At 70.6% G+C, this 1,880-nt stretch carries 2 protein-coding genes; both read right to left on the reverse strand.

Annotated elements, in window-relative coordinates:
• Nucleotides 1-75 precede the first annotated feature (75 nt).
• Nucleotides 76-759 carry a hypothetical protein gene (locus ACGF12_RS38425; RefSeq protein ID WP_393041257.1) on the reverse strand — a complete coding sequence of 228 codons (684 nt, stop codon included), beginning with the start codon at nt 757-759 and terminating at the stop codon, nt 76-78.
• 282 nt (nt 760-1,041) lie between these two features.
• Nucleotides 1,042-1,725 carry a response regulator gene (locus tag ACGF12_RS38430; protein WP_393041259.1) on the reverse strand — a complete coding sequence of 228 codons (684 nt, stop codon included), beginning with the start codon at nt 1,723-1,725 and terminating at the stop codon, nt 1,042-1,044.
• Nucleotides 1,726-1,880: the final 155 nt, after the last annotated feature.

Below are 1,880 nucleotides of genomic sequence, written 5' to 3' on the forward strand. Positions count from 1 at the left end.
AACGTCGTCACACCGCGAAGCCACCACATAGAGTGCTCTACGCAGTCGCGTAGCTCGCAAGCCCACCGGTGTCTGTCAGACCGGGGCAACTCCACTGTAGCTGTGTTCGACGACAGACGCGTTGGCCTTGGTCACCTCGTCGACGGCCGGCAGCAGCCGCTGGCGCAGCAGGTCGGTGGCCTGCCGGTAGGCCGCGAGGGCGTCCGCCGAGGGCCGGCCGGCCTGAGCGTGGGCCTGCTCCTCCAGCAACTGGGCACGGGCCACCTGGGCCTCGTACTGGCCGAGTTCACCGATGACGGTCTGCACGGCCCGCTGCCCGGCGGCATCACCGGCTACCGCCTCCGCGACACGCTGCAGGTCGTTGTCGGCCTGGGTGCGGCGCTGCTCGTATGTGTCCAGGGTCTGTTTGCGCAGCGCGGCGTAGTCCGGGTCGGCGCCGAACAACAGCAGGTTCGCGGCCTGGGCGTCCATGTCGTTGAGCGCGAAGTAGAGGTCGGCCGAACGCACCACCTGCGGGGCGGCCTGGTGGCCGATCACGTCCGTGCCGTCCCGGGCCCCACCCAGGACGGTGCCGGTCGCCGCGCCTGCGGCGAGCAGCGCCGCCAGGCAGAGCCCGGTGAGCCCGCGGACGATCCGCGGGGTGTTCCACCAGGCTCGGCTGCGCCAGGAGCGGCCGAGCCAGTGTTGGGGGGCGCGTGGCCCGGGGAGCGGTGCGGTTGTCTCCTGTCGCGCCGTCTCCGACGCGACCGTTTTCCCCACGACAGCCGTACCGCCCGACGTTCCCGTTGGCATCGCCGCGCGCCCCCTCCCCCTGTTTTTCACTGGCCGCCGAACCTTCCCCGGAGGAACCCGCCGGGGGTCGGGGTTCGGCAAACGGTTCACCGTCAGGCCCCACGCCCGGGCGGCGAATCGTTTCCTCGCAGATCAAGCTAGGTGCTGTCGAACACCCGTCCCGCCCGCTCTGACGCGTCCTTGACGCCGACGGGGATCATCTTGACGAGGCATTGGCGCAGCTCCGGCCGCATCCCGGATGCACCCGGGTCAGGGCTGGAACCGGTAACCGATCCCGGGTTCCGTGATCAGGTGGCGCGGACGTCCCGGGTCCGGTTCGAGCTTTCGCCGCATGCTGGAGAAGTAGACCCTCAGGTAGTTGCCGTTGCCCTCCGCCTCCGGGCCCCAGACTTCGGCCAGGATCTGCTTCCCGGGCACCAGCCGGCCGGGGCTGGCCATCAGCAGGGCGAGAATCTTCCACTCCGTCGGGGTCAGTCGGACCGGGCCGTCCGGACCGGTGACCGTGCCCGCGCCGAGATCGACCTCGTACGGCCCGATCCGCGCCGAGGGCTCGGGCGCCGACGGAACGCCGCCCAGTGGCCGACGCAGAACGGCCCGTAGCCGGGCGAGGAGTTCGTCGATGACGAACGGCTTGGTCACGTAGTCGTCCGCTCCCGCGTCGAACGCCCGGAGCTTCTCCTCGATCTCAGCCCGGCCGGTCAGCACGATGACCGGCACGGCCAGTGTGGAGCGGATGCCGTGGATCACGTCCACACCGTCGAAGTCCGGCAGGCCGAGGTCCAGGACGATGGCGTCGGGTGGCACTTGGCCCGCCAAGTCCAGGGCTTCCTGGCCGGTGGTAGCGGTGAGCACCGAGTAGTGCCGGGCCTGGAGGTTGATCCGCAGGGTGCGCAACAGCGCCGGTTCGTCGTCGACGACGAGAATATGGCTCACCGGTCCGAGCTCCTCTTCGGCGTTGCGATGCTCGGTTCCTCGATCCGCGTCTCCTGTGCCGCGGGCAGGGTGAGCAGCATGGTGGTGCCGCCGCCGGGGGTGTCCTCGACCTCCAGGCTGCCGCCCATCGCCTCGGCGAGGCCGCGGGAGAGAGC

Source organism: Kitasatospora sp. NPDC048296 (genome assembly GCF_043201815.1).
Taxonomy (GTDB): Bacteria; Actinomycetota; Actinomycetes; order Streptomycetales; family Streptomycetaceae; genus Kitasatospora.